The sequence below is a fragment of the Enterobacter cloacae complex sp. CDL013 genome (assembly GCF_049238805.1).
GTDB lineage: Bacteria > Pseudomonadota > Gammaproteobacteria > Enterobacterales > Enterobacteriaceae > Enterobacter > Enterobacter hormaechei_C.
Genome location: NZ_JBMKGT010000012.1, coordinates 60,536 through 82,350 on the forward strand (window position 1 = coordinate 60,536; position 21,815 = coordinate 82,350).

Annotated in this window: 23 protein-coding genes; 10 read left to right on the forward strand and 13 right to left on the reverse strand. The window is 56.4% G+C overall.

Annotation, left to right across the window (positions count from 1 at the left end; genetic code table 11):
* From artQ to artJ, 3 genes are all read left to right on the forward strand, one after another.
* Nucleotides 1–717, forward strand: a complete 717-nt coding sequence (artQ, locus tag ACOTXD_RS20710; protein ID WP_003858367.1) for an arginine ABC transporter permease ArtQ — start codon at nt 1–3, stop codon at nt 715–717.
* Nucleotides 717–1,385 (forward strand): arginine ABC transporter permease ArtM, encoded by a 669-nt coding sequence (artM, locus tag ACOTXD_RS20715; protein ID WP_003858369.1) that lies wholly within the window; start codon nt 717–719, stop codon nt 1,383–1,385. Before artQ ends, artM begins: the two co-directional genes overlap by 1 nt.
* Nucleotides 1,386–1,558: 173 nt before the next feature.
* Nucleotides 1,559–2,290, forward strand: a complete 732-nt coding sequence (gene artJ / locus ACOTXD_RS20720) for an arginine ABC transporter substrate-binding protein ArtJ (protein ID WP_015571008.1) — start codon at nt 1,559–1,561, stop codon at nt 2,288–2,290.
* 75 nt (nt 2,291–2,365) lie between these two features.
* On the opposite strand, the gene ACOTXD_RS20725 is transcribed toward artJ, so the two are convergent.
* The 11 genes from ACOTXD_RS20725 to nfsA form a co-directional block, all read right to left on the reverse strand.
* On the reverse strand, nt 2,366–3,835 hold the full coding sequence (locus ACOTXD_RS20725; protein ID WP_126501400.1) for a sensor histidine kinase: 1,470 nt from the start codon (nt 3,833–3,835) through the stop codon (nt 2,366–2,368).
* Nucleotides 3,819–4,526 carry a response regulator transcription factor gene (locus ACOTXD_RS20730; protein WP_022650690.1) on the reverse strand — a complete coding sequence of 236 codons (708 nt, stop codon included), beginning with the start codon at nt 4,524–4,526 and terminating at the stop codon, nt 3,819–3,821. Before ACOTXD_RS20730 ends, ACOTXD_RS20725 begins: the two co-directional genes overlap by 17 nt.
* Nucleotides 4,527–4,647: 121 nt before the next feature.
* Complete coding sequence (gene rlmC / locus ACOTXD_RS20735; protein ID WP_045337503.1) at nt 4,648–5,775, reverse strand: 23S rRNA (uracil(747)-C(5))-methyltransferase RlmC; 1,128 nt, start codon at nt 5,773–5,775, stop codon at nt 4,648–4,650.
* Nucleotides 5,776–5,815: 40 nt separating this feature from the next.
* Nucleotides 5,816–6,313 (reverse strand): YbjO family protein, encoded by a 498-nt coding sequence (locus ACOTXD_RS20740; RefSeq protein WP_086527936.1) that lies wholly within the window; start codon nt 6,311–6,313, stop codon nt 5,816–5,818.
* Between the two features lie 42 nt (nt 6,314–6,355).
* Nucleotides 6,356–7,201 carry a putrescine ABC transporter permease PotI gene (potI, locus tag ACOTXD_RS20745; protein ID WP_003858378.1) on the reverse strand — a complete coding sequence of 282 codons (846 nt, stop codon included), beginning with the start codon at nt 7,199–7,201 and terminating at the stop codon, nt 6,356–6,358.
* Nucleotides 7,198–8,151: a putrescine ABC transporter permease PotH gene (gene potH, locus ACOTXD_RS20750; RefSeq protein WP_061856322.1), complete on the reverse strand. Its 954-nt coding sequence runs from the start codon at nt 8,149–8,151 to the stop codon at nt 7,198–7,200. The genes potI and potH overlap by 4 nt, the downstream gene beginning before the upstream one ends.
* Before the next feature lie 9 nt (nt 8,152–8,160).
* Complete coding sequence (gene potG, locus ACOTXD_RS20755) at nt 8,161–9,294, reverse strand: putrescine ABC transporter ATP-binding subunit PotG (RefSeq protein ID WP_017693732.1); 1,134 nt, start codon at nt 9,292–9,294, stop codon at nt 8,161–8,163.
* Between the two features lie 143 nt (nt 9,295–9,437).
* Nucleotides 9,438–10,550 carry a spermidine/putrescine ABC transporter substrate-binding protein PotF gene (potF, locus tag ACOTXD_RS20760; RefSeq protein WP_022650689.1) on the reverse strand — a complete coding sequence of 371 codons (1,113 nt, stop codon included), beginning with the start codon at nt 10,548–10,550 and terminating at the stop codon, nt 9,438–9,440.
* 350 nt (nt 10,551–10,900) lie between these two features.
* The gene (locus ACOTXD_RS20765; protein WP_003858385.1) at nt 10,901–11,377 is read right to left on the reverse strand and encodes a YbjN domain-containing protein; all 477 of its coding nucleotides are present in this window, start codon (nt 11,375–11,377) and stop codon (nt 10,901–10,903) included.
* A 63-nt stretch (nt 11,378–11,440) separates the two neighbouring features.
* Entirely contained in the window at nt 11,441–12,343 is a 903-nt protein-coding gene (gene rimK / locus ACOTXD_RS20770) for a 30S ribosomal protein S6--L-glutamate ligase (RefSeq protein ID WP_032621711.1), read from the reverse strand.
* 64 nt (nt 12,344–12,407) lie between these two features.
* Nucleotides 12,408–13,130, reverse strand: coding sequence for a nitroreductase NfsA (gene nfsA / locus ACOTXD_RS20775; protein WP_003858388.1), 723 nt, complete (start codon nt 13,128–13,130; stop codon nt 12,408–12,410).
* 185 nt (nt 13,131–13,315) lie between these two features.
* Between nfsA and ACOTXD_RS20780 the strand changes: the two genes are divergently transcribed.
* A complete protein-coding gene (locus ACOTXD_RS20780) occupies nt 13,316–13,585 on the forward strand; it encodes a GrxA family glutaredoxin (RefSeq protein WP_006809455.1) in 270 nt (89 codons plus the stop codon).
* A 30-nt stretch (nt 13,586–13,615) separates the two neighbouring features.
* On the opposite strand, the gene ACOTXD_RS20785 is transcribed toward ACOTXD_RS20780, so the two are convergent.
* Nucleotides 13,616–13,990: an inner membrane protein YbjM gene (locus ACOTXD_RS20785; protein ID WP_017384878.1), complete on the reverse strand. Its 375-nt coding sequence runs from the start codon at nt 13,988–13,990 to the stop codon at nt 13,616–13,618.
* A gap of 274 nt (nt 13,991–14,264) precedes the next feature.
* Here ACOTXD_RS20785 and ACOTXD_RS20790 point away from each other — a divergent pair, with 274 nt between their 5' ends.
* The 4 genes from ACOTXD_RS20790 to arsC all read left to right on the forward strand — a co-directional run bounded on the left by ACOTXD_RS20790 (nt 14,265) and on the right by arsC (nt 18,989).
* The gene (locus ACOTXD_RS20790) at nt 14,265–15,950 is read left to right on the forward strand and encodes an aspartate:alanine antiporter (protein WP_032610193.1); all 1,686 of its coding nucleotides are present in this window, start codon (nt 14,265–14,267) and stop codon (nt 15,948–15,950) included.
* 950 nt (nt 15,951–16,900) lie between these two features.
* Nucleotides 16,901–17,221 (forward strand): metalloregulator ArsR/SmtB family transcription factor, encoded by a 321-nt coding sequence (locus ACOTXD_RS20795; RefSeq protein WP_045337505.1) that lies wholly within the window; start codon nt 16,901–16,903, stop codon nt 17,219–17,221.
* Between the two features lie 40 nt (nt 17,222–17,261).
* Nucleotides 17,262–18,551: an arsenic transporter gene (locus tag ACOTXD_RS20800; RefSeq protein ID WP_061856321.1), complete on the forward strand. Its 1,290-nt coding sequence runs from the start codon at nt 17,262–17,264 to the stop codon at nt 18,549–18,551.
* Nucleotides 18,552–18,563: 12 nt separating this feature from the next.
* Entirely contained in the window at nt 18,564–18,989 is a 426-nt protein-coding gene (gene arsC, locus ACOTXD_RS20805) for a glutaredoxin-dependent arsenate reductase (RefSeq protein WP_022650684.1), read from the forward strand.
* A 27-nt stretch (nt 18,990–19,016) separates the two neighbouring features.
* Here arsC and ACOTXD_RS20810 read toward each other — a convergent pair whose 3' ends face one another.
* Nucleotides 19,017–19,568 (reverse strand): TetR/AcrR family transcriptional regulator, encoded by a 552-nt coding sequence (locus tag ACOTXD_RS20810; protein WP_022650683.1) that lies wholly within the window; start codon nt 19,566–19,568, stop codon nt 19,017–19,019.
* Between the two features lie 82 nt (nt 19,569–19,650).
* On the opposite strand from ACOTXD_RS20810, the gene ACOTXD_RS20815 reads away from it, so the two are divergent.
* Both ACOTXD_RS20815 and ACOTXD_RS20820 read left to right on the forward strand, forming a co-directional pair.
* Nucleotides 19,651–20,865, forward strand: a complete 1,215-nt coding sequence (locus tag ACOTXD_RS20815; protein WP_058658405.1) for an MFS transporter — start codon at nt 19,651–19,653, stop codon at nt 20,863–20,865.
* On the forward strand, nt 20,855–21,667 hold the full coding sequence (locus ACOTXD_RS20820; RefSeq protein WP_048243673.1) for a Cof-type HAD-IIB family hydrolase: 813 nt from the start codon (nt 20,855–20,857) through the stop codon (nt 21,665–21,667). Before ACOTXD_RS20815 ends, ACOTXD_RS20820 begins: the two co-directional genes overlap by 11 nt.
* The last annotated feature ends 148 nt before the right edge of the window (nt 21,668–21,815 follow it).

Below are 21,815 nucleotides of genomic sequence, written 5' to 3' on the forward strand. Positions count from 1 at the left end.
ATGAATGAAATTTTTCCTTTAGCAAGCGCCGCCGGGATGACCGTCGGCCTTGCCGTTTGTGCACTGATTATCGGCCTCGTACTGGCGATGTTCTTTGCGGTGTGGGAGTCCGTTAAGTGGCGCCCTGTCGCATGGCTCGGTTCAGCGCTGGTGACTGTGCTGCGTGGACTCCCGGAAATTCTGGTGGTCCTGTTTATCTATTTCGGCTCCTCACAGCTGCTGTTAACGCTGTCGGACGGCTTCACGATTAATCTCGGCTTTGCGCAAATCCCGGTGCAGATGCAGATCGAGAACTTCGACGTCAGCCCGTTCCTGTGCGGCGTGATTGCGCTCTCCCTGCTCTATTCAGCCTATGCGTCGCAAACGCTGCGCGGCGCGCTGAAAGCGGTGCCACAGGGTCAGTGGGAATCCGGTCAGGCGCTGGGCCTGTCGAAAGCGGCGATCTTCTTCCGCCTGGTGATGCCGCAGATGTGGCGTCATGCCCTGCCAGGGCTGGGTAATCAGTGGCTGGTACTGCTGAAAGATACCGCGCTGGTAAGCCTGATCAGCGTGAACGATTTGATGCTGCAAACCAAAAGTATCGCCACCCGTACGCAGGAGCCGTTTACCTGGTACATCGTCGCGGCGGCAATCTACCTGGTGATCACGTTGCTGAGCCAGTACGTTCTGAAGCGTATTGACCTGCGCGCAACGCGTTTTGAACGGAGACCAGGCTGATGCTGGATTATTTACCCGAACTGATGAAAGGGCTGCACACCAGCCTGACGCTGACCGTCGCGTCTATCATCGTGGCGCTGATCCTGGCGCTGATCTTCACCATCGTCCTGACGCTGAAAACGCCAGTGCTGGTGTGGATTGTACGTGGCTACATTACGCTCTTTACCGGTACGCCGCTGCTGGTGCAAATTTTCCTGATTTACTACGGCCCGGGGCAGTTCCCGTCGTTACAGGAATACCCGGTGATCTGGCACCTGCTCTCTGAACCGTGGCTCTGCGCCCTGATTGCCCTCTCGCTGAACAGCGCCGCCTACACCACGCAGCTGTTCTACGGTGCCATTCGCGCGATCCCGGAAGGCCAGTGGCAGTCCTGCGGAGCGCTGGGCATGAGCAAGAAGGATACGCTGGCGATCCTGCTGCCCTATGCCTTTAAGCGCGCGCTCTCTTCCTATTCCAACGAAGTCGTTCTGGTGTTCAAAAGCACCTCACTGGCCTACACCATCACCCTGATGGAAGTGATGGGCCACGGACAGCTGCTGTACGGACGCACCTACGACGTAATGGTGTTCGGTGCGGCGGGTCTGGTCTATCTGGTGGTCAACGGTCTGCTGACGCTGATGATGCGTCTTATCGAGCGTAAGGCGTTAGCGTTTGAGCGCAGGAATTAACCACGCAAATGCATAAAACGGTATTCATGGAGCGGGTAACCTGATGGGTTATCCGCTTTTTTTTGTGATTGAAATAATACTTAATCATTTTTATTGCATATAAATTCATTAACTGGCATTGTACATCCAGGCCGCAGACACGGCGCATCAATAAGACAGACGGGAGCATTACAATGAAAAAGTTAGTTCTGGCCGCATTACTCGCAACCTTCGCCGCTGGCGCATCCGCCGCCGATAAAATCAATTTTGGCGTTTCTGCCACCTATCCGCCGTTTGAATCGCTGGATGCCAGCAACCAGATCGTCGGTTTCGACATTGACCTGGCGAAAGCGCTGTGCAAACAGATGCAGGCCGACTGCACCTTTACTAACCACGCGTTTGACAGCCTGATCCCGTCCCTGAAATTTAAAAAATACGATGCGGTGATCTCCGGCATGGACATTACGCCAGAGCGCAGCAAGCAGGTCGCGTTCACCGACCCGTACTACGCGAACTCTGCGGTGGTGATTGCGAAGAAAGGAGCTTATAAATCTTTCGACGAGCTGAAAGGCAAGCGCATCGGCATGGAGAACGGCACCACGCACCAGAAATACCTCCAGGACAAGCATCCTGAAGTGAAAACCGTGGCCTACGACAGCTACCAGAATGCCATTATCGACCTGAAAAATGGCCGTATCGATGGCGTATTTGGCGACACCGCAGTCGTGAATGAGTGGCTGAAAACCAACCCGCAGCTGGGTACAGCGACGGAGAAAGTGACCGATCCGCAGTATTTCGGCACCGGCCTCGGTATTGCCGTGCGTCCGGATAACAAGGCTCTGCTTGAGAAACTGAACGGCGCGCTGAAAGCGATCAAAGCTGACGGTACGTACCAGAAAATCAGCGAGCAGTGGTTCCCTCAGTAATCTCTTTTTGCCGGGTGGTCTGGCCTGCGGGGGTGGTCTGTAGGCCGGATAAGCGCAGCGCCACCCGGCAATTTCTCATAGCGGTACAAAGAACCTGAACCGCGCCCCGCTCACGGACTCCATCAGCCTGATCCCACCGCCGTGCAGCTCCAGCATTCTCTTCACGATTAACAGCCCTAATCCCCCACGGTTCTCTCGCGACGCCTGAGGATTTAACGCTGAAGGCCGCTGGAACAAATCGTCGCGCAGCGAGGCATCTACGCCCGTACCATCGTCTGCCACTTCGACCTGAAGTCGTTCATTCTCCTGCCAGACCGCCAGACGAATTTCTCCGCCGCTCGGCGTATGACGGATGGCGTTATCCAGAAGGTTAGTGACCACGCGCTCGATCATCGACACGTCGGCGTTCACCAGCGGCAATCGCCCCGGCACATCAATACGCAGGTTCACCTCGCGCGTGCGGGCGGTAAGCTCAAACTTCTGCGCCACGTCGGAAATCAGTTCAGCCATGGCAAAACGCTCGCGCTGGGGCTTGATGCCGCCGTGCTCAAGACGCGCCAGCTCGAACAGCTGCTGCGACAGATGGCGTACCTTTTGCCCCTGACGCAGCGCGGTAGCGAGGTACTGCTGATGCTCCTGCGGCGACAGCGTGGCGGATTTGAGCGACAGCGTTTCCAGATAACCCAGCAGCGACGTCAGCGGGGTGCGTAAGTCGTGCGAAATGTTGGCGATAAACTCCCGGCGCTGGCGGTCGCTGTCGGCCAGCCGATCCCACTGAGAGGTGATTTTGCGCGCCAGCTCGATAAAGGTATTGCGCAGGATCGCCACTTCATCCTGGCCGGCAGGCTCAAGCGGCTGGGCCGCCAGCTGCTTAATCGCGCTGATGCTGTCCTGCTCCAGCCCGGCCACGTCCAGCGTGAGCTCTTTAACCGGGCGCGTCACCCAGTACCAGAGCAGCACCCCCGCCAGCAGACCAAACAGCGCCACCAGCAGCATCGACCACAGCGCCGTACTCCAGAGCGCTTTGTGCCAGGCCATCTCCGCCAGCGCGTTGGACTCTTCCCCCTGCAAAATAATGTACAGATACCCCTTCAGCTCGCCGTCCTGCCGCAGCGGGGTGGCGCTGAAGACTTTCTTATTCTGGCTTCGGGGATCGTCGCCAAACACCGGCATCACCTTCCCGCTCAGGAAATTCTGTATCGGCGCGAGGTCAATTTTTTGCCGCTGAATGTGCCCCGGCGGGGCGGCATCGGCCAGGATATCGCCATCAGGCGAGACAACATACAGCTCGACGCTCGGATTAAAGGTCATCAGCCGGTCGAACAGCGGTTTTAAGGCGCTGCGATCCACCCTGCCCTGCGAATCCAGAATCGCTTCCCGCTGCACAATCTGCTGCGCCAGCCCGCCGGAGAGCCGCTGCACCATCGCGTTGCCGTACTGCATGCTACTGTAGAGCTGCACCGCACAGGCGACGGTGGCGCAGAGCAGCAGTAACACCGTAAACAGCAGCGTCAGGCGCTGGCTCAGGCTAAAGCGACGCATCATGATTCTGCTCCGCGAATTTGTAGCCTTTGCCCCAGACGGTGCGAACGATCTCCGGCTCGGCGGCATCTTTTTCTATTTTGATGCGCAGGCGGTTAATATGGGTGTTGACGGTGTGTTCGTAGCCTTCGTGCTGATACCCCCACACCTGCTCCAGCAATGCCAGACGTGAAAAGACCTCTCCAGGATGGCGAGCAAAAAAATAGAGCAGTTCAAATTCACGCGGAGTGAGATCGACGTGTTGACCGTTAAGACGCACGGTGCGCGCCAGCGGATCGATAGTCAGACCGTGCGCCTGAATAATGCCGTCCGTCTGCGCCTGGCCCATCGCCTGCTGTCGGCGGAACAGCGCCTTAATGCGGGCAATCAGCTCCTGCACCGAGAAAGGTTTTGCCAGATAATCATCCGCCCCGGTTTCCAGGCCGGTAATACGGTCAGTTTCACTGCTGCGGGCGCTAATGATGATAATGGGCAGGTAACGGGTCATCTGGCGGATACGGCGGCAAATCTCCAGACCATCAACATTCGGCAGCATCAGATCGAGGATCACCGCGTCCCACGGCTGTGTTTCAAGACGCTGTAAGGCGTTGCCCCCGTCGGGCTCGTGGGTAATGGCGTAGCCTTCATCTTCCAGGTTAAGACGCAGGAGTGCCGCGATATCGTGGTCATCTTCTACCAGCAGGATCTGCTTCATGGGTAAGCCTTCAATCATTTGTTATGTCGTAAGCTTACCTGATTTCGAGCGGGGGAAGAGTTCACATTTTGTTGAACATTGTGTGGGGTTTATGCCGGGGGGCGGCTTCGCCTTACCCGGCCTACGCTTTGGTTAACAACGTCAACACTTCATAATGGGCGGTATGGGGGAACATATCGAAAAGCTGAACGCGCGCGATGCGGTAGCCCGGCAGGCTGGCGATATCCTTCGCCATGGTCTGCGCGTTACAGCTGGAGTAGACGATGTACTCCGGCGCCATCTGGCTCAGGTAGTCGCAGAGCGCCTGGCCGATGCCCCGGCGCGGCGGGTTCACCAGCACCAGCTCCGGCACGTTGCCCTGCCCGGTCGCGAACTGCGTGGAGTCCAGCGCCTGGAAGTGCAGATTCGTCAGCCCCAGCTCCGCGGCGGACTGCTTCGCGCAGGCAATCGCTTCGGCGGAGATCTCAATGCCGGTGAGCTGCATGTCTGGCGTGGCACAGTGCAGGCCAAAGCCGCCGACGCCGCAGAACAGATCCCACATGTGATGAACCTGTAACGCACGCACCCAGTCGCGCGCGGTGGTGTACAGCGCGCTGGCGACGGTGGGGTTAGTCTGAAAGAAGCTTTGCGGACGGATCCACAGCGGCACGCCGTTAAAACGCTCCTCCAGCGCATGCTGTTCGGTGAAGAAGATCTCTTTCTCCCCTTCCATGATCGCCATATGCACCGGCTGAATATTTGCGGTGATAACCTTGAGCTGCGGAAGCTGTTGCTGCAATCCCGGAAGTGCCGCGCGCAGCTGCTCTAGTTTGGTTTCCGAACGCAGCACAAAGCGCAGCATCATCCCGCCGTCGATCTGGCTTTCGGTCAGCAGAAGGTATTTCAGCTCGCCGCGCCTGCGGGCAACGTTATAGGGCGTTAACCCCGCCCGGGCGATAAACGGTTTCAGAGCGCTAAACACCGGCTCAAACGAGGCGGGATACAGCGGGCAGTCGGTTAAATCTTCCGGCGTACCGTCGCGGTGCAGCATCCCCAGCAGCGGCTTTTCAACGCTGCCGCTGACCACCATTTTGGCTTTATTGCGAAAGCCCTGCTCCGGGCCGCTGACGGGTGCGCACCACTCGCCCACCGCGTGTGCTGCCAGCAGCTGTTGCAGGTTGGCCATTTTGGCGGTGAGTTGTTGAGAGACCGGCTGTTCTATCCACTGACAGGAGCGGCAGCGTCCGGCGTCGTAGAGTGCGCACTGCATATGAAAACCTTAAGAAACAAGAGGGCTGCGATTATACACATTATTGCAGGCGGAAGAACCGCCGGCTCGAAGCTGGTGCAAATAGCAGGAACAGAACCAGCATATCCGGCAGTTTTTGCATCACCAGTGAATGGAAAATCTCACGTCGCGACTCACCGGGTATGCTGAACAGCTCCGGATAGCCATAGCCCAGCGAGGCGGCCCACAGGTAGCCTGCGGCGGTGATCTGCGTCAGCAGATACACCCAGCGCGCCCAGTTACGGCCTTTCACCAGCGAGAACGCACAGTAGATCTCAATAAACACCAGCATCAGGCTGCTGAGAAACACCAGCGTCAGATTCCAAGTCTGCGCGCTGCGGTGAATAAATTCCCCCATTCCGCGCGGACCCAGCGTGTTCATTATCATCAGCACATCCAGACAGCGGATCATAATAATGGCGAGCGCCGCCACCTGCACCAGTGCAGGGACGTTCGGACGGGCGTGCGAATGACGTGTTTTTTGTAAGAATCCCAATGTTTTTACTTCCCTGAAAAACAGTGCCGCGTCATACGCGGCACATCACTGGAAATAGTAATTCCTTCAGCCGCGTCTTGCACGCTGGATATCGCGCACACGCTGTTTTTCCGCGCGCGCCATCAAATACCAGGCGATAAATCCGACAATTCCGACCACGCCAAGGATGATGGAGGCCAGGGCGTTGATCTCCGGATTCACCCCCATCCGCACGCTGGAGAAGACCAGCATCGGCAGCGTCGTCGCGCCCGGTCCCGACACAAAGCTGGCGATAACCAGATCGTCGAGCGAGAGCGTGAACGCCAGCAGCCAGCCGGAGATCACCGCCGGCATAATCATCGGCAGCGTGATGATGAAAAAGACCTTCAGCGGCGTGGCGCCGAGATCCATCGCCGCCTCTTCAATGGAGCGATCCAGCTCGCGCAGCCGCGAGGAGATGACCACCGCCACATATGCCGTACAGAAGGTGACGTGCGCCAGCCAGATGGTGAGCATCCCGCGATCCGCTGGCCAGCCGATGGCGTGCGCCAACGCGACAAACAGCAGCAGCAGCGACAGCCCGGTGATCACGTCCGGCATGACCAGCGGGGCGGTGATCATAAACGCAAAACCATTTGCCCCGCGGAAACGGCCAAAGCGCACCATCACCAGCGCGGCAATCGTGCCCAGCACGCAGGCCATCGTCGCCGCCAGCGCCGCAATGGTCAGGCTCAGCCCCACCGCGCTCATCATCGCATCATCGTGGAACAGCTCGCTGTACCAGCGCGTCGACCAGCCCGCCCAGACGGTGACCAGCTTAGAGCTGTTGAACGAGTAGATCACCAGCATCAGCATCGGCGCATAAAGGAAGGTAAAGCCGATAATCAGGATCGCAATTCGCCACGGGGAGCGTACTACCGGTAAGTTGTTCATCCGTGGTCTCCCATCTGTTTCTGCTGATGTTTATGGAACCACATGATCGGCACGATCAGCAGCAGTAACATGACGATCGCCACCGCCGAGGCCACCGGCCAGTCGCGGTTATTGAAGAACTCCTGCCATAGCACGCGGCCAATCATGATGCTGTCCGGGCCGCCGAGCAGTTCCGGGATCACAAACTCCCCGACAGCCGGGATAAACACCAGCATCGATCCGGCGATGATCCCGCCTTTGGTGAGGGGCACAATGACGCTGAAGAAAGTCTTCAACGGGCGTGCGCCGAGATCCAGCGAGGCTTCCACCAGCGAGTAATCAATACGCGTCAGCGCCGTATAGATCGGCAGCACCATAAACGGCAGATAGGCATAGACAATCCCGATATACACCGCAAGGTTGGTATGCAGGATCGTCAGCGGCTGGTCGATCACCTCAAGCCACAGCAGGAAGTTATTCAGTATGCCGTTATTCTTCAGGATCCCCATCCACGCGTACACGCGGATCAGGAACGACGTCCACGACGGTAAAATGACCAACAGCAGTAAAATATTTCGCGTCGACGGCTTGCTGTGCGCCACTGCCCACGCCAGCGGGTAGCCCATCAACAAGCAGCAGATCGTAGAAATAGCCGCAACCTGTAACGACTGCAAATAGGCTTCGAAATAGAGCGGATCGTCGGTCAGTTGCAGGAAATTACCGAGGTTTACGGTCAGCGTCAGCTGCCCGTCGGCCCACTCCCACAGATCGGTATACGGTGGGATCGCCCGCGCCATCTCCGCCAGGCTGATCTTAAAGACGATCAGGAACGGCAGCAGAAACAGCAGGATCAGCCAGATATAGGGCATGGCGATGACCAGCTTGCGGCCATGCGCCATCTGTATGCGCGCCAGCCAGAGCGCGAAATCGCCCGGTTTTTTGACGCGGGCTGGAGGTTCAAGTGTACTCATGACCGCTCCTTATACCGTCAGGACTACGCAACTGTCCGCATCCCAGCAGAGGCTCACTTCGTCGCCCCAGGTTGGCTGTCCCTTGCGATACCGGTGTTCGTTCTGTAACTGGGCGCTGAGCATCTGGCCGCTTTTCAGGCGCACATGGTAAATCGACAGATCGCCGAGATAGGCAATGTGCACCACTTCGCCCACGGCAAAGTTATAGCCATCTGCGGGTGGCTCATCGCATAGCATGATTTTTTCCGGGCGCAGGGCAACGTAAACCGGCACGTTGTCCACCACGGAGTTATCAGAATCAACCTTCAGCGGGTGCACCAGCCCCGGCGATTCAATCACCAGACCGTCGTCCTGGCGTTCCTTCAGCAGCCCTTCGAAGACGTTCACCGAGCCGATGAACTCCGCGCTGTAGCGGGTTGTCGGGTGTTCGTAAATCTCTTCCGGCTCGCCGATCTGCACGAACTTACCGCGATTCATGATCGCAATGCGCCCGGCCATGGTCATCGCCTCTTCCTGGTCGTGAGTCACCATCACGCAGGTCACCCCCACGCGCTCGAGGATATCCACCACTTCCAGCTGCATCCGGTCGCGCAGCTTTTTATCCAGCGCGCCCATCGGCTCGTCGAGCAGTAATAATTTTGGACGCTTCGCCAGACTTCTTGCCAGCGCAACGCGCTGACGCTGACCGCCGGAAAGCTGATGCGGCTTACGCTTCGCAAACTCCTGCATATGCACCAGGCTCAGCATCTCCGCCACGCGCGCGGTGATTTCGGCTTTCGGCAGTTTGTCCTGCTTCAGGCCGAAGGCGATGTTCTGCTCGACGGTCATGTGCGGGAACAGGGCATAGGACTGGAACATCATGTTGATGGGCCGCTGGTACGGCGGCACGCTGGAGAGGTCTACCCCATCCAGCACGATCTGCCCGGCGGTGGGCTGTTCAAACCCGGCCAGCATGCGCAGCAGGGTCGATTTACCGCAGCCGGATGCGCCAAGCAAAGCAAAAATTTCACCTTTGTAGATCGTCAGGCTGACATCGTCCACGGCATGCTGGCCGTCGAAGGATTTGGTGAGGTTACGAATTTCAAGAAGCGGGGTCAGCGCTTTACGGACTTTCGCCTGCGGGCGGGGGATCGCGTCATTCACGGGGTGCTCTCCGGCATAGATCAACACTGGTGCAAACGCACCGTCAGGGTGCGCATCGCCGGGCGGCGCTAACGCTTGCCCGGCCTACGGTATTTGTCGGCCCGGTAAGCGACGGCGCTACCGGGCAACGATATCAAACGCCGTTACTTACCACTTTTCACCTTGGTCCACGCGCGGGTACGCACACGGTCAATTTTTGGTTCCTGCACTTTCAGGGTGAAGAGCTTGGCAAACACATCGGCTGGCGGGTAGATCGCCGGATTATTGCGGATTTCTTCGCTCACCAGCGGCTCGGAGGCCTTGTTACCATTGGCGTAGTAGACGTGGTCGCTGATGTGAGCAATCACGTCCGGACGCATCAGGTAGTTGAGGAACTGATACGCTTCCTCTTTGTTTTTCGCATCAGCCGGCATCGCGAAGACGTCGAAGAACGCCAGCGCCCCCTCCTTCGGAATGAAGTAGGAAACATTCACGCCGTTTTTTGCCTCTTTCGCGCGGTTCGCCGCCTGCCAGACGTCGCCCGCCCAGCCGATGGCCACGCAGATATCCCCGTTCGCCAGGTCGTTGATGTACTGAGAGGAGTGGAAGTAGCGAATATTCGGACGCAGCTTCAGTAGCAGGTCGGTCGCCGGACCGGTGTAGTCGTCGGCCTTGCTGCTGTTTGGATCTTTGCCGAGATAGTTAAGCACGGTGGCGAAAATCTCTTCCGGCGCATCGAGGAAAGAGACGCCGCAGCTTTTCAGCTTCTCGAGGTTTTCCGGCTTCAGCACTACGTCCCAGCTGTCCAGCTTGACGTCCGGGCCCAGCGCCGCTTTGACTTTATCCACGTTATAGCCAATACCGGTGGTCGCCCACAGGTAAGGCATCGCGTATTTGTTGTCCGGATCGTGCTTCGCCACCAGCTTCAGCACGTCCGGATCGAGGTTTTTCCAGTTCGGTAATTTGCTCTTGTCCAGCGGCTGGAAGACACCGGCGGTCAGCTGACGCTCCAGGAAGCTTGCCGACGGCACCACCAGGTCGAAACCGGTGCTGCCCGCCATCAGTTTGCCTTCCAGCACTTCGTTGGAATCGAATACGTCGTACACAACCTTAATGCCGGTCTCTTTTTCAAAATTGGCGACGGTATCCGGCGCAATATAGTCAGACCAGTTATAGACGTGCAGCGTTTTTTGTTCCGCAGCGAGCGTGCCGGCAGAGACGGCCATCAGAGCACCCGCAACCAGACCCGATAACCATTTTTTATTCAAGGCGATCATATTGTTATTCCTTCTGAAAGCTCGTTAACAAACGAACCAAAACTGTGCAGCCTGAAGATATGCAATAATCATGCATAGTTTGTCGCTCTGCCCGAAATAAAATACCCCCCTCATCCCGGCAGGTTCCGCTCGCTTTTTTAAGCACCGCAAGAATAACTGTAGCCCGTGTCTCCGGCTATAGCCCAGACGAAAAAACGCCTTTTATCAATTTTTTATGCAGATTATGTCTACGTGATAAGCCGAAACGGCCGGAGAGGAGGTGAAAAATTCTTTAAAGAAAGGTTAAAAGCAGCAGAAAAAACGGTGTTATGCAGCCGCTCTGGCAGCGACTGCGCAAAAGTCAGACAGGCTTAGTGGAGAAAATTGGGAGATGCATCATTATTCTCGGCGTCATCTTCCGCACTATACAGCAGGTGATGTGCGTTGGCTTCCATCATGACCATGGAAATTTGCTCTTCGCTCAGGCGCATAAACCAGGCGAACTGCTTGAACGAGAGCCCCGCGCCGGAGAATAAAGACTGGCAAACCACCAGCTTTGGCAGATTATCATCCTGTATGTCGAGAAACGCTTTCACCGTCAAAGAACTGGCGTTGATCGCTGACAGATCGGATGCCAGCGCCAGCAGCGCGGACGGCTTTACTTCAGCCAGCGCGGAGAAAAGGATCACGTCGTTAATCAGATCGATTTTGGCATCGAAAATGCCGTCGAAATTTTGCATGTGAGGCAGATGCAGCGCCTGGCAGGAGTCGCATTCGAAGAAAGTAATACCGGCATCATCGAGCCATTGACGTAACGTATCCAGTGTAGGTACGACCTGTAAATCCATCGCAGTGCAGCCTCTTAAATAAAAACGTTGTCCAGATTACGCAAAAAGTGCGCGCCGATCCATTTAACCGCCCGTTTTCAGGCAAAATCCCGGCGTCGCATGGCGTTCAATCCATGCGATCATTTTACCTGCAATATCGACGCCTGTGGTTTTTTCCACCCCTTCCAGCCCCGGCGAGGCGTTAACTTCCATCACCAACGGCCCGCGGTCGGCACGCAGCAGATCGACCCCCGCCACGTCCAGGCCCAGCGTCTGCGCCGCTTTCACCGCAATCTCACGCTCGCGCTCGCTGATAAGGGCCACCCGTGCGATACCGCCGCGGTGCAGGTTAGAGCGAAAATCGCCCTCTTTCGCCTGCCGCTCTATGGCGGCCACCACTTCATCGCCCACCACAAAGCAGCGGATGTCGCACCCTTTAGCCTCTTTAATATACTCCTGCACCAGAATATGGGCATTCAGACCGCGAAACGCATCGATCACGCTTTCCGCCGCCTGACGCGTCTCCGCCAGTACCACTCCAATACCCTGCGTACCTTCCACCAGCTTAATGACCAGCGGCGCACCGCCCACCATATCGATTAAATCGCTGGTGTCGTCCGGGGAGTGGGCAATCCCGGTGACGGGCAGATCGATCCCCTGGCGCGCCAGCAGTTGCAGCGAGCGCAGCTTATCGCGGGCGCGGGAAATCGCCACGGATTCATTGAGCGGATAGCTTCCCAGCATTTCAAACTGGCGCAGCGCGGCCGTGCCGTAATAGGTGATCTGGGAGCCAATACGGGGAATTACCGCATCAAAATGCGGGAGTTTGCGGCCTTTGTAATGAATCGACGACGCCGCAGGGTCGATGTTCATATAGCAGGACATCGGATCGAGGATCTCAACCTGATGTCCGCGTTTCGCCGCCGCTTCTCGCAGGCGTTTACATGAATAGAGCGTTCCATCCCGGGACAATATGGCAATTTTCACCCTGCACCTCTCTAAAGACATGGTAAAAGCCTGCCTATCATACACGAGGCGCAGGAGGAATGGACTACCGCGTTGCCCAGCCCTGTTTGTGCAGGTAGTCGAGAATGAACGGGCGGTTCTCCTTGATGATGGTGCGACGAATATGGTCGCTCCAGGTGTCGCGGCGGTTGTTGCTGTCGCGCGTCAGATAGTAGTTCGCCAGCTCTTCATCGTATTGATGCAGAACGTCCTGGTCGACCGGCTGGTAGTGATTTTCATGCACCAGCATCGCAGCAGGAATGCGCGGCTTCAGATCCGGGTTGTCCGCCGGCCAGCCGAGGCACAGACCAAACAGCGGCAGCACGTGTTTCGGCAGCTTCAGCAGTTCCGTCACGCTTTCGATGTTGTTACGCAGCCCGCCAATATAGACGCCGCCAAGCCCCAGTGATTCCGCCGCCGTGAACGCGTTTTGCGCCATCAGTGCCGTATCCACAACGCCCAGCAGCAGCTGTTCCGCCAGCCCCAGCTCGGCCTCAGGACAGATTTGCAGGTGACGGTTAAAATCGGCGCAGAACACCCAGAACTCAGCCGCCTGGGCAACGTGCTTTTGTCCGCCCGTCAGCGTTACCAGCTGCTCACGCATCGCCGGATCGGTGATGCGGATAATGGAGCTGCACTGCAAAAAGCTGGAGCTGGAGGTGCCTCTTGCGCTGTCGATGATCGCGTCCCGCTGCGCCTGGGTAATTGGCTCATCGGTGAAATGGCGAATGGAACGGTGGGAACGAAGCAGGTCAATGGTTGGCGTCATTTTGTCTCTCTTTGTGTTGCGTAAAACGTATGGCAGCCAGTATAGGCAATGATCCACCTGATGTAATTGGCGAAACATAGCCTGACTGTATCAAAGTGACAGGTGAAACCTTCTTTCCATGACGGCAGGTTATCGTGCACTATAGGTGCTATTCGCCGTCAGGCTTGTTTTTTGAGGAGAGAGAAATGTTTGCAGTAATTTTTGGTCGTCCAGGATGCCCTTACTGTGTGCGCGCGAAAGAGCTGGCAGAGAAACTGACTGAAGAGCGTGATGATTTCAACTTCCGTTATGTGGATATCCACGCGGAAGGCATCACTAAAGCCGATCTGGAAAAAACCGTGGGTAAACCGGTTGAAACCGTGCCGCAGATCTTCCTCGATCAGAAACACATCGGCGGCTGCACCGATTTTGAGGCCTACGCCAAAGAACACCTGGGCCTGTTTGCGGCTCAGTAATGCGAAGACGCCCTCACCCTGAGGGCGTTTTTATTTACGGTGCTTCCGCTGTTGCAGCAGGCTGCGCGTAAATAAGAAACAGAGCGCGCCCAGCGCACACCAGAAAACGCCACTCAGTAGCCACGCCACTTCCTGCCAGACGCTTCTCGACGAGAGAAACAGCACGCGCATCAGAAGCAGGCAGAGCGGGGCCGCAAGCATTGCCCCAATAAGCGGCATCACCACCTCGCCTTTACGTGAGAGAAAACCGGCTACTACCCCCGGCAGGATGAAGAACAACAGGCCCAGCTCGGGATGACCGGACGCTCTGAAGGCGCCTTTCACGTTAAAAGCGAGTGACATGCAAACGACCGTAAACAGCAAAAAACAGCTGATTACGCCAGCCCAGTTTCGTTTAAAGTTCAAACTATCCTCCTGACTTATCTCTATCAAATACAAAAATCGTCCGGTGAACGCTTAGTCAGATAAAGCAATGCGGCAATCCTTGCCAAAGCACGCACAGAAGTCGTGCGATAATAGGTGGCTGTCGGTAGCTATTACGATTAAACTAACCGACTGCTAGTGTTTAGGGTATTTATCAGGAAGCAGGGAGATGCAAAGTGATTCCCTGACTCTGAAAACAGTAGCCCAAATAGTCCTTTCATTCAACAACTTACTGGTAAACAAGAAGTTAGCCTCCGTGAATATAAACGTCGCAGACTTGTTAAATGGGAATTACATCCTGTTATTATTTGTGGTACTGGCGCTGGGCCTTTGTCTGGGTAAATTACGCCTGGGTTCAGTTCAACTTGGTAATTCCATTGGCGTTTTAGTCGTCTCCCTGTTATTAGGTCAACAACATTTCAGTATTAACACGGACGCGCTTAACTTAGGTTTCATGCTGTTTATTTTTTGCGTAGGCGTGGAAGCCGGTCCGAACTTTTTTTCCATTTTCTTCCGAGATGGCAAAAATTACCTGATGCTGGCGCTGGTGATGGTCGGCAGCGCCCTGCTGATTGCGTTAGGGCTGGGCAAGCTGTTTGGCTGGGACATCGGCTTAACGGCCGGTATGCTGGCAGGCTCGATGACCTCCACACCGGTGCTTGTCGGCGCGGGCGATACGCTTCGTCATTCTGGCATGGCCGGCACGCCGCTTTCCTCCGCGCTGGACAACCTGAGTCTGGGCTATGCCCTGACCTATCTGATTGGTCTGGTGAGCCTGATTGTTGGCGCGCGCTATCTGCCAAAACTTCAGCATCAGGATCTCCAGACCAGCGCCCAGACCATCGCCCGCGAGCGCGGCCTGGACACGGACTCCAAACGTAAAGTTTACCTGCCGGTGATCCGCGCCTACCGCGTCGGGCCGGAGCTGGTTGCCTGGACCGACGGGAAAAACCTGCGCGAGCTGGGGATCTACCGTCAGACCGGCTGCTACATCGAACGTATCCGTCGTAACGGCATTCTGGCAAACCCGGACGGTGACGCGGTGCTCCAGATGGGCGATGACATCGCCCTTGTTGGCTACCCGGACGCCCACGCGCGTCTCGATCCGAGCTTCCGTAACGGGAAAGAGGTGTTTGACCGCGACCTGCTGGACATGCGTATCGTCACCGAAGAGATTGTGGTGAAAAACCACAACGCCGTGGGCCGCCGTCTGGCACAGCTGAAGCTGACCGACCACGGTTGTTTCCTCAACCGCGTGATCCGCAGCCAGATTGAAATGCCTATCGACGATAACGTGGTGCTCAATAAAGGCGATGTGTTGCAGGTCAGCGGCGATGCCCGACGTGTTAAAACCGTTGCCGACCGTATCGGCTTTATCTCGATCCACAGCCAGGTGACGGACCTGTTAGCCTTCTGCGCCTTCTTCATTGTCGGCCTGATGATCGGGATGATCACCTTCCAGTTCAGCAACTTTAGCTTCGGCATTGGTAACGCAGCCGGTCTGCTGTTCGCCGGGATCATGCTGGGCTTCCTGCGAGCGAACCATCCCACCTTCGGCTATATCCCTCAGGGTGCGCTGAACATGGTGAAAGAGTTCGGTCTGATGGTCTTTATGGCGGGTGTCGGCTTAAGCGCCGGGAGCGGCATTGGCAACGGCCTGGGCGCGGTCGGCTGGCAAATGTTGGTTTCCGGACTTATCGTCAGCCTGGTACCGGTGGTGATCTGTTTCCTGTTCGGCGCCTACGTGCTCCGCATGAACCGCGCCCTGCTCTTCGGGGCAATGATGGGCGCGCGCACCTGCGCACCGGCGATGGAGATCATCAGCGACACCGCGCGCAGCAACATCCCGGCGCTGGGCTATGCAGGCACCTACGCCATCGCAAACGTGCTGCTGACGCTGGCAGGTACGCTAATCATCATTATCTGGCCAGGACTCGGATAAATCTCAAGTTTGCGTGTGGCGCAAAAAATTTTCGTTACGCGCAGAACTTTTTACGCAGGGTGCAGTCATAACTAGTGCCACTGCTTTTCTTTGATGTCCCCAATTTGTGGAGCCCATCAACCCCGCCGTTTTGGTTCAAGGTTGATGGGTTTTTTGTTTCCTGAAATTAATACCCTTCCCTATCAATTACTTATAACACTACCTTATTTCCATGGCGGTATAGCTGATCTTCTTGCGCGGTTAAATTTTGCCTGGTCAATATCTTAAAAGAACAACGATTGAGCGTAGATATGATCGGGTTTGAACTTCGATACAGGCAGCTGGCATAAGCTGGAACGAATTAATCCACCTGATGACAGGAAAAGGAATGAAGGCTTCATCCGGGGATAGCGGCAGAAGTCTACATAAAGCTCGCTCACCACTCCAATTTCGGAATCGCTCTTCTGAAACCGGAATTTATTTAGGTCCCATGTATGCGTTCACATATCGCGTGCAATAGTATTGAGGTTATTGACGGTGGATATCACTACCCTTGCCCGTAAATGGGGCTCAAGACTACTTAAGGCCGTCTGGTTTGTGTTAATTAGCTTCCTGGCAGGACGTATGCTGGGTCCTTCAACAGCTTATATTAACCACGACGTTGCAACTGCTATTTGCGGCTTCATCTATGGTGATATTAATGCGGAGACAATGTACGAAACATATACAAATATTGATATTTTGATTCTGTTAACATCTGCAACGATCGTCTGTCTCATAACATTGAAGATATTCAACAAAACCAGGAATCATTAATCTTCTAATCCCGCCCTGTCTGTGGCTCAAAGACGACGGCTCAACGTAGTGGTACTTCACTGAGGGCATTTATTTGCCCTTATTGCCCTTCCCTCACCTGCCACAAACATATATGATTTAATGTATATGATAAAAAAAACACGCAGGATCCCCAGATGCTTCACCCCGTTCAGCTCTTCAAAACCCTCTCCGACGAAACGCGGCTCTCCATCGTCATGCTGCTCCGTGAAGCAGGAGAATTGTGCGTCTGCGATCTCTGCGCCGCGACCACCGAGCCGCAGCCGAAAGTCTCGCGCCATATGGCCTTACTGCGCGAGGCCGGGCTGGTCATCGATCGTCGTGAGGGTAAATGGATCTACTACCGTCTCTCTCCCAACATGCCCGCGTGGGCGGCAACCGTTATCGATAACAGCTGGAACTGCCTGCGAGAAGAGACACGTATGAAGCTGAAAAACCGCCTCCCGGGCTCTTGCTGACCACGACACATTCACAAAAACAGATATAACGGAGTAAAAGATGTTTCTGGCAGGGGCTATTTTTCTGTTTACGCTGGTACTGGTTATCTGGCAGCCCAAAGGGCTCAGTATCGGCTGGAGTGCCACCATTGGCGCCGCGCTGGCGCTGGCGAGCGGCGTGATCCACATTAACGATATCCCTGTGGTGTGGAATATCGTCTGGAATGCGACGGCCACGTTTATCGCGGTAATCGTTATCAGTTTGCTGCTGGATGAGTCCGGTTTTTTCGAGTGGGCGGCGCTGCACGTTGCTCGCTGGGGAAACGGTCGCGGGCGGTTGCTGTTTACCTGGATCGTGCTGCTGGGTGCGGCCGTGGCGGCGCTGTTCGCCAATGACGGTGCGGCATTGATCCTGACGCCTATCGTTATCGCCATGCTGCTGGCGCTGGGGTTCAGCAAGCAGGCCACGCTGGCGTTCGTGATGGCGGCGGGATTTATCGCCGATACCGCCAGCCTGCCGCTGATTGTCTCCAACCTGGTCAACATTGTGTCGGCGGACTTCTTTAAGCTGGGCTTTAGCGAATACGCCTCGGTGATGATCCCGGTTGATATCGCTGCGATTGCCGCAACGCTGGTGATGCTGCATCTGTTCTTCCGCAAGGAAATACCGCCGGAATATGACCTGGCAAAACTCCGCGAGCCTGCTTTGGCCATTCACGACCTGCCGACGTTCAGAACGGGCTGGATCGTGCTGCTGCTACTGCTCGTCGGTTTCTTTGTGCTTGAACCTCTGGGTATCCCGGTCAGCGCTATCGCAACAACTGGCGCGCTGATTTTGTTTGCCGTTGCTAAACGCGGGCACGCCATTAACACCGGAAAAGTGCTGCGCGGCGCGCCGTGGCAAATTGTTATCTTCTCGCTGGGGATGTATCTGGTGGTGTATGGCCTGCGCAACGCCGGGCTGACGGAGTCTCTTTCAGGCGTTCTTGATTACTTAGCCGGGTACGGACTCTGGGTCACCACGCTGGGAACCGGATTTATCACCGCCTTCCTGTCATCCATAATGAACAATATGCCAACGGTGCTGATTGGCGCGCTCTCCATTGAGGGTAGTGCTGCAACAGGGTTGGTTAAAGAGGCGATGATTTACGCTAACGTGATTGGCTGCGATTTGGGGCCGAAAATTACCCCCATCGGGAGCCTGGCTACCCTGCTATGGCTTCATGTGCTGGCACAGAAAAACATGACTATTACCTGGGGCTACTATTTCAGGACGGGCATCATAATGACGCTGCCAGTTCTCTTTGTGACGCTTGCCGCGCTGGCGCTACGTCTCTCCTTCACACTGTAATGAGTAACGGATATGAGCCATATCACTATCTACCACAACCCGGCCTGCGGCACGTCGCGCAATACGCTGGAGATGATCCGCAACAGCGGTACGGAACCCGAAATTATTCTCTATCTTGAGAACCCACCGTCGCGTGATGAACTGACAAGGCTGATTGCAGATATGGGGATTTCCATAGGCGATCTGCTGCGCAAAAACGTCGAGCCTTACGAGCAACTGGGCCTTTCACAGGGACATTTCACCGACGACCAGCTTATCGATTTCATGCTGCAATACCCTATTCTGATTAACCGTCCGATTGTGGTGACGCCGCTGGGTACCCGTCTGTGCCGCCCTTCTGAAGTCGTTCTCGACATCCTTCCGGACGCGCAAAAAGGGGCATTTACGAAGGAAGATGGCGAAGTCGTCGTTGACGCCAGCGGGAAAAAAATCTCCTGACATCAGGCGTGGCCGGGGCGAGCGCTATTAGACGGTATCCTCGCCCGCAATCCGCCCCACCATCACCCGGATCTCCTCCCGGGTTAACGGCGACCGGTCGGTTACAAAATGCAGCGTCATCCCCTCGATAAACGCATCCAGCGCACGGGCGGTGGCCGGATCAAACCACTGCTCAAGCGTAGTCTGGCTCATCTTCATCCAGTCCTGCATCACCGTTTTCAGCGCGGCGCTGCGGTGCATAAACGCGTATAACTGATACATCAGCGCCATATTGTGTGGTGTGGTCACGGCTGAACTGTGGATCAGCGTGGTAATGGCCTCGCACGCCCTCTCCCGCCCGGTCACCCCCGCGAAGAAATCCCGGTACTGCTGAGACATCTGTTGCGTAAACCACGTGAATGCCTCCTCCAGAAGCGACTCCATCCCGTCGAAATAGTAGGTCATCGACCCCAGCGGCACGCCTGCGCAGGTGGCAATTTTGCGGTGCGTGACGGCATGAATACCGTGCTCAGCAATGGTGTCCAGCGTCGCCTGGAGTATCTTCTCGCGGCGGTTAGGGTCGTTCGGTGGTCTGCTCATAAAATCCTCATCCAGTTTGTGTACAAATGTACACAAAGTTGCTAGTGTTGTCGCTATTGTTGTACTTCTGGTGCTGATCCCAATGACGCTAACTTCTCCTCGCAAAGCCCTGCATCTGCGCATGTGGGCGCTGTTTATGTTCTTCTTCATCCCCGGGCTGCTGATGGCTTCCTGGGCAACGCGCACCCCGGCAATCCGCGATACGCTGTCCGTCTCGACGGCGGAGATGGGGATCGTACTGTTTGGCCTGTCGATTGGCTCGATGAGCGGCATCCTCTGCTCGGCCTGGCTGGTGAAGCGCTTTGGCACGCGCGCGGTGATTCGCACCACCATGTGCTGCGCCGTGGTGGGAATGCTCGGTCTGAGCGTGGCGCTGTGGTTCGCCTCGCCGCTGATGTTTGCCCTTGGGCTGATGGTATTTGGCGGCAGCTTTGGTGCGGCGGAAGTGGCCATTAACGTCGAGGGGGCCGCCGTCGAACAGGCGATGAACAAAACGGTGCTGCCGATGATGCATGGTTTTTACAGCCTCGGCACGCTGGCGGGCGCGGGCGTGGGGATGGCGCTGACGGCGCTGGGCATTGCGGCCAATGTGCACATTTTGCTGGCGGCGCTGGTCTGCATTATCCCGATCCTCACCGGCATCAGGGCTATTCCCGCGGGCACAGGACAAAACGCCTCGGACGAACAGAAGACTGCGGCAAAAGGGTTGCCCTTTTATCGTGATTTCCAGCTAATGCTGATTGGCGTGGTGGTGCTGGCGATGGCGTTTGCTGAAGGCTCCGCCAACGACTGGCTACCGTTGCTGATGGTGGACGGGCACGGATTTAGCCCCACCTCCGGCTCGCTGATTTACGCCGGGTTTACGCTCGGCATGACCGTCGGACGCTTTACCGGGGGCTGGTTTATCGACCGTTACAGCCGCGTGGCTGTCGTCCGTGCCAGCGCCCTGCTGGGTGGGCTGGGCATCGCGATGATTATCTTTGTGGATGTGGACTGGATTGCCGGCGTGTCGGTGATCCTGTGGGGACTGGGCGCCTCCCTTGGCTTCCCGCTGACCATTTCCGCTGCCAGCGATACCGGCCCCGACGCGCCGACGCGCGTGAGCGTCGTGGCGACCACGGGCTATCTCGCTTTCCTGGTGGGCCCGCCGCTGCTTGGATTCCTCGGTGAGCACTACGGGTTACGCAGCGCGATGCTGGTGGTATTAGGGTTAGTCATTATTGCCGCCCTGGTGGCGCGAGCGGTGGCAAAACCGGAAGCAGTAACAACGTCAATGGAGAAGGGATATGAGCGTTAAACTGATTGCAGTCGACATGGATGGCTCCTTCCTGAGCGATGCGAAAACCTATAACCGCGCGCGTTTTCTGGCGCAGTACGCGCGTATGAAAGCGCAAGGCATCCGTTTTGTGGTCGCCAGCGGAAACCAGTACTACCAGCTGATCTCATTTTTCCCGGAGATCGCCCATGAAATCGCCTTCGTCGCCGAAAACGGCGGCTGGGTGGTGGATGCGGGCGAAGACGTGTTTAACGGCGAACTGTCGAAAGAGCACTTTCTGACCGTCGCCACCCTGTTAAACGACGTGCCCGGCATAGAGATAATTGCCTGCGGAAAAAACAGCGCCTACACGCTGAAAACGTATAACGACCTCTTCAAAGCGATTGCTGCGAAATACTATCACCGCCTTGAAAGCGTCAGCAGCTTTGACAACCTCAACGATATTTTCTTCAAATTCGGGCTAAACGTCTCTGACGACGAAATTCCGCGCATTCAGGCGCTGCTGCATGAGAAGCTTGGCGACATCATGGTGCCGGTGACCACGGGACACGGTAGTATCGACCTGATTATCCCCGGCGTACACAAAGCTAACGGCCTGCGGATCCTGCAAGCGCGCTGGGGCATTGAGGACAGTGAAGTGGTGGCCTTTGGCGACAGCGGTAACGACGTGGAGATGTTGCGCCAGGCTGGGTTTGGCTTCGCGATGGCCAATGCCAGACCGCACATTAAGGCGGTGGCCCGCTATGAAGCGCCGAACAATAATGACGAAGGGGTGCTGGACGTAATTGATAGGGTGCTGGACGGGGAGGCGCCGTTTAATTGATTCCGTGCGCTCTGGTGCCCTCATCCTAACCCTCTCCCACAGGGCTGAGGGTTCCCCACAAAATAATGCCTGCACAGACGGCCCCCTCTCCCTTGAGGGAGAGGGCTGGGGTGAGGGGGAACATACGGCTCTGGTGGTCATTCCGTTC